The 5723-nt window shown below is 67.6% G+C and carries 6 protein-coding genes; 4 read left to right on the top strand and 2 right to left on the bottom strand.

All coding sequences use genetic code 11. The features are described from left to right. The 3 genes from G3N92_RS29880 to G3N92_RS29870 form a co-directional block, all read left to right on the top strand. The coding region (locus G3N92_RS29880) for a DUF2069 domain-containing protein (RefSeq protein WP_206131166.1) at positions 1 to 457 on the top strand (457 nt) is incomplete at its 5' end. Between the two features lie 20 nt (positions 458 to 477). After that, positions 478 to 1899 (top strand): FAD-binding oxidoreductase, encoded by a 1422-nt coding sequence (locus G3N92_RS29875; RefSeq protein WP_206131165.1) that lies wholly within the window; start codon positions 478 to 480, stop codon positions 1897 to 1899. Between the two features lie 54 nt (positions 1900 to 1953). Next, complete coding sequence (locus G3N92_RS29870; RefSeq protein WP_206131167.1) at positions 1954 to 2799, top strand: metallophosphoesterase; 846 nt, start codon at positions 1954 to 1956, stop codon at positions 2797 to 2799. Between the two features lie 179 nt (positions 2800 to 2978). Here G3N92_RS29870 and G3N92_RS29865 read toward each other — a convergent pair whose 3' ends face one another. Both G3N92_RS29865 and G3N92_RS29860 read right to left on the bottom strand, forming a co-directional pair. Beyond that, a complete protein-coding gene (locus tag G3N92_RS29865; protein WP_206131164.1) occupies positions 2979 to 3137 on the bottom strand; it encodes a hypothetical protein in 159 nt (52 codons plus the stop codon). A 121-nt stretch (positions 3138 to 3258) separates the two neighbouring features. After that, positions 3259 to 4200 (bottom strand): LysR family transcriptional regulator, encoded by a 942-nt coding sequence (locus G3N92_RS29860; RefSeq protein WP_206131163.1) that lies wholly within the window; start codon positions 4198 to 4200, stop codon positions 3259 to 3261. A 158-nt stretch (positions 4201 to 4358) separates the two neighbouring features. Here G3N92_RS29860 and G3N92_RS29855 point away from each other — a divergent pair. Continuing rightward, the coding region (locus tag G3N92_RS29855) for an efflux transporter outer membrane subunit (RefSeq protein WP_339385839.1) at positions 4359 to 5723 on the top strand (1365 nt) is incomplete at its 3' end.

The following is a 5723-nucleotide window of genomic DNA, read 5'->3' as shown; positions in this document are numbered from 1 at the left end:
CCCCGCCGTCGCGCTCGCCGCGGCCGGCTGTCTGGCGGCGCTGATCGTGCTGTCGGTGGCGTGGGAGGTCTGGCTCGCGCCGCTGCGCCCCGGCGGTTCGGCGCTGATGCTGAAGGCGGTGCCGCTCGCGTTGATGCTGCCGGGCGTCTGGCGGCGGCGCGTCTATACGCTGCAGTGGGCGTCGATGCTGATCCTGCTGTATCTGGCCGAGGGCGTGGTGCGCGGCATGACCGATCGCGGGCTGTCGGCACGGTTGGGCTGGCTCGAATGCGTGCTCGCGCTCGGCTTCTTCGCGGCGGCGCTGGCCTATGTGGCGCCGTTCAAGCGCGCCGCCAAGCTGGCCGCCGGGCAAGCCGCCAAGGCGTCCGGCGCAGCCCGCGCCAAACCGGCGGACAATGACGGCCATGCCGCGCGACGCCCGCAGCCGTCGAAACGCCCGCCGCGCCGCCCTTCCTGACCGAATTCGAGACACTCGCGATGACCACCTCCCCCGCCTTCCTCGATGCCTGCCGCGCCGCGATCGGCGCCGATCACGTGCTGACCGACGCGCAGGACACCGCCCCGTTCGTCACCGACTGGCGCAAGCGCTATCGCGGCGCGGCCTGCGCGGTGCTGCGCCCCGGCACGACGGCGGAAGTCGCGGCCGTGGTGAAGCTGGCCGTCGAACACCGCATCGCGCTCGTGCCGCAAGGCGGCAACACCGGCCTGGCCGGCGGCGCAACGCCCGACGACAGCGGCGCGCAGGCCGTGCTGAGCGTGGCGCGCCTGAACCGCGTGCGCGAACTCGACGCGCACAACAACACCATCACCGTCGAAGCCGGCGTAATCCTGGCCGACGTGCAGGCGCGCGCACAGGCAGCCGATCGCCTGTTCGCGCTGAGCCTGGCCGCCGAGGGCAGTTGCACGATCGGCGGCAACCTGTCGACCAATGCCGGCGGCACCGCCGTGCTGCGCTACGGCAACACGCGCGAGCTGTGCCTCGGCCTCGAGGTCGTCACGCCGCAGGGCGAGATCTGGAACGGCCTGCGCGGCCTGCGCAAGGACAACACCGGCTACGACCTGCGCGACCTGTTCATCGGCGCCGAAGGCACGCTCGGCATCATCACGGCCGCCGTCATGAAGCTGCATCCGCGCCCGGCGGCGCAGGTCACGGCGCTCGCCGCGCTCGAATCGCCGCATGCCGCGCTCGATTTTCTCTCGCTGGCGCAGCGCGCGGCCGGCCCGCTGCTGACCGGTTTCGAGCTGATGTCCGATTTCTGCATGCGGCTGGTCGGCAAGCACTATCCGCAGTTGCGCTATCCGTTCGCCACGCCGCACGCGCAAACCGTGCTGCTCGAACTGTCCGACAACGAGAGCGAGGATCACGCGCGCGCGCTGTTCGAGGCCATGATGGCCGAGGCGTTCGACGCCGGCCTCGTGGTCGACGCCGTGGTGGCCGAGAACCTCGCGCAGTCGCGCGCGTTCTGGGATCTGCGCGAGCACATCTCGCTCGCGCAGGCCGACGAAGGCCTCAACGTCAAGCACGACATCGCCGTGCCGATCTCGTCGATCGCACGCTTCATCGAGGAAACCGACGCCGCCATCCAGCAGGTCGCGCCCGGCGCGCGCATGGTGACGTTCGGCCATCTCGGCGACGGCAACCTGCACTACAACGTGCAGACGCCCGAAGGCGGCGACGCCCGCGCGTTCCTCGCCGAGTTCCAAGAGCCGATCAACCGCGTCGTGTACGACAACGTGCACCGCCATCACGGCACCATCAGCGCCGAGCACGGCATCGGGCAACTGAAGATCGACGATGCGCAGCGCTACAAGTCGGCGGTGGAAATCGGGCTGATGAAGACGCTGAAGCAGGCGTTCGATCCGCTCGGGTTGATGAATCCGGGCAAGGTGCTGCGCTAACCGGCGCCGCCCTTCTCGCCTCAATCGTCCGCTCAAGCAGGAGCTTTCATGCCGATCCGCGTACGCGTGCTGTCCGACCTGCATCTCGAAGGCAACATGCCGGAAGCGATTCCCGGCGCGGCGGCCGATCTCGTCGTGCTGGCCGGCGACATCCATAATCATGCCGAGGGCCTGCGCTGGGCGGCGGAAAACTTCGATCCCGACGTGCCGGTGATCTACGTGCCCGGCAATCACGAGTATTACGACGGCGCATTCGGCGCGCTCGAAGCCGCAATGCGCGACACGGCGCGCTCGCTCGACAACGTTCATTACCTGAACGGCGACGTCTACACGTCGCCGGACGGCCGCTTTCGCGTGCTCGGCACGACGCTCTGGACCGATTTCGGGCTGTTCGGCGCCGACGAGCCCGCGCTCGAAGCCGCGATGACGGCCTGCGCCCGCACGATGTTCGATTTCAATGGCGTGATTCAGGTGGATTGGGCAGCGGGCGGCGAGCCCGCCCCGGGCGAATCGCGGGCGCTGACGCCCGCCGACACGCTGGCCCTGCATCGCGGCGCGCGCGCCTGGCTCGAAACCGAACTGGCCAGGCCGTGGCCAGGGCAAACGATCATCGTGACGCACCACGCCCCGCATCGCGCCAGCCTGGCCGAACGCTATGCGAGCGAGATCGTCTCGGCCGGCTTCATCAGCGACCTGGCGCCAATGGTCGCGCCGCCGGCGGCGCTGTGGATTCACGGCCACACGCACACCTCGTTCGATTACGAGACGGCGACCGGCACGCGCGTGGTCTGCAATCCGCGCGGCTATATCCGACGCAAGACGGGAGAGCGCGAAAACCCCGCGTTCGCGTGGGACAAGGTGGTGACGCTGGCGCAGCCCGATCCGGCAGCCGCGCTGTAATGCCCCGTAAACGACAACGGGCGTGCACGCTGCACGCCCGTGTTGCAATCATGACGAAACGATCGCCACGCCACCCGCCGTCACGTCACGCCGGTAGCAACCGGTAACAACCGCTCCCGCCCGTTCACCGCCCGCCGGCGAAAAAAAACCGGCGCGCCTGCCGCCGGTTCTTCCACGCCTCAATACCGCGAAGCGCGCCGCGCTTGCGTATCGTCAGGGCGCCGAACCCGCACCGGCACCAGCTGGCGCTGCTTCGCGCGCAGCAAGTCGCGCGCACCCACGATACCCATCCAGCCGGTCACGGCCGCGAGACCCAACATCACCCAGTGCGCGCTCATCGATTTTCTCCGTCAGTCAGTCCGACATCCAATGACTCAACAGTAGCAAACCGCACGCGTTTCAAGCGTAAAAAAATGTTGCGGGACTGAAAAGGAATGTCAGGGCTTGCGATCCCTCGAATCAGGTTTCGCGCGTGAATTGCTTGAGCGCGTCGATGTCGGCCTCGAGCGTGGCCGGCAGCGATTCGCGCATGAAATCGACCCAGGTGCGGATCTTCGCGTCGAGATACTGGCGCGACGGATACAGCGCGTAAATGTTCATCACGTGCGAGCGGTATTCGGGCATCACGCGCACGAAATCGCCATTGCGCAGGCCGGTGATGGCCGTATACAGCGGCAGCACGCCGATCCCCATCCCCTCGCGGATCGCCACCGACAGCGCCTCGGCCACGTTGACCCGGAACGGCGGCGACGCCACCGGCAGGCTTTTCTCGCCGTCCGGCCCGACCAGCGTCCATTCGTCCCACTGGAAGCCCGGCGCGACCATCCCGAGGCAGGTATGCGCGTCGAGATCCTGCGGCCGCTTCGGCACGCCGTGCCGTTCGAGGTAGTCGGGCGATGCGCAGGCCACGCTGAAGGTTTCGCCGAGACGCTGCGACACGAGGCCCGAATCGGGCAGGTTGCGGTCGATCACGATCGACACGTCGAACCCTTCGTCGAGCAGATCGGGCAGGCGCTGCGCGAGCGTCAGATCGACCTGCACCTCGGGATAGCGCTGCCGGTAGCGCGCCACCATCGGCACTGCGTAATGCTGGCCGAGGCTCGTCATGCAATGCACCTTGAGCTTGCCGGACGGCCGCGCATGCGCGTCGCTGGCTTCGGCCTCGGCCTGATCGACATAGGCCAGGATCTGCTCGCAACGCTGCAGGTAACGCTCGCCGGCCTCGGTCAGCGCGATCCGCCGCGTGGTGCGGTTCAACAGCCGCGTGCGCAGATGCGACTCCAGATCCGACACCGCGCGCGACGCGTAGGCGGTCGTCGAATTGAGCTGCTGGGCGGCCGCAGTAAAACTGCCCGCATCGACCACGCGGACGAACACACGCATGTTCTGAAGCGTATCCATACTGATTCCCCCTTGAATGCGGGCAGATTGTTGCACAAAGCCCAGGCAATATTATCTCGGAATCCGTAAAAATGCCTTACACCCTTACGGGCTTATCCGCCAATAACTGAAAAAATATAATCGCTTCCGAATCATCTTTATCAGAACGGGAGAAAATCGTGCAGTCTCGGGCAACAAGAGGGACGCTTGCACTCGCGGTTCTTGCAATCTCATTAACAATGGCCGGATGCGCGAGCATGGGCAATGTTGCACCGCAATCGAAGCGCGTCGATCCGTCCGCGCTCGATGCCGGATCGGCGATCCGGGCGGCGAACCGCGATGCAGGCTGGCCCAGCGCCGATTGGTGGCGCGCTTATGGCGATCCGCAACTGGACGGCTGGATCGCCGCCGCGCAGGCAGGCAACCCGTCGCTGGCGGCCGCCCAGGCGCGCGTGCGCCAGGCGCAGGCCGCGGCGCGCGTCGCCCATGCGGACGAATTGCCGCAGGTGGACGGCCGGCTGTCGCTCGAACGCGAGCACTGGCCCGACGATTACTTCTACGGCCCCGGCACGCTCTCGAACAGCAACACCTGGAACAACACCGGCACGCTGAGCCTGTCCTATCACCTCGATCTGTGGGGCAAGGACAAGAACAACGCCGAGCGTGCGCTCGACGCGGCGCGCGCGCAAGCGGCAGACGAGCGCGCCGCGCGCCTTGAGCTCGAAGTCAACGTGGTGCGCACCTATATCGACTTCGCGAAGAACTTCGCGCTGCTCGACATCGCCCATCAGGCCTACGACCGTCAGCACGAACTCGTCGCGCTGGCGCAGAAGCGGCTGCACGCCGGCATCGGCACGCAGCTCGAGCTGAGCCAAGCCGAATCGCCGCTGCCCGACTATTCGCGTCAGATCGACAGCTACGAGGAAGCGGTGCAGCTCGGCCGCCATCAGCTCGCGGCGCTGGCCGGCAAGGGCCCCGGCGCGGCCGAGGGACTCAAGCGCCCGACGCTGTCGCTGGAAACGACGGCCAGCCTGCCCTCGGCGCTGCCGGCCGAACTGATCGGCCGCCGCCCCGACGTGGTGGCCGCGCGCTGGCTGGTCGACGCGCAGGCGCGCGGCATCGACGTGGCCAAGGCGCAGTTCTACCCGAACGTCGATCTGCTGGCCTCGCTCGGCGGCTTCGGCGTGGGTTCGGCATTCACCGGCTTCCTGCGTTCGATGAACGGCGGCTGGACGGCCGGCCCGGCGATCACGCTGCCGATCTTCGAGGGCGGCCGCCTGCGCGCGCAACTGGGCGCGGCCGCGGCCGGCTACGACCAGGCCGTCGAGCACTACAACCAGACGCTGGTATCGGCGCTCAAGGACATCGCCGACAACGTGGTGCGGATCCGCTCGCTCGACACGCAGCGCAAGGACGCAGCGCAATCGGTGGCGCTGACGCGGCGCAGCTTCGACCTGTCGCATCAGGGCTTCAAGCGCGGCTTGACCGACTACGTGAACGTGCTCGTTTCGCAGTCGCAACTGCTGCGCGCGCAGGAAAGCCAA

The organism is Burkholderia sp. Ac-20379 (assembly GCF_017104645.1).
Classification (GTDB): Bacteria; Pseudomonadota; Gammaproteobacteria; order Burkholderiales; family Burkholderiaceae; genus Burkholderia.
The sequence above is the reverse complement of the archived record's forward strand: the minus strand, read 5'-3'. Positions and strand labels throughout refer to the sequence as shown.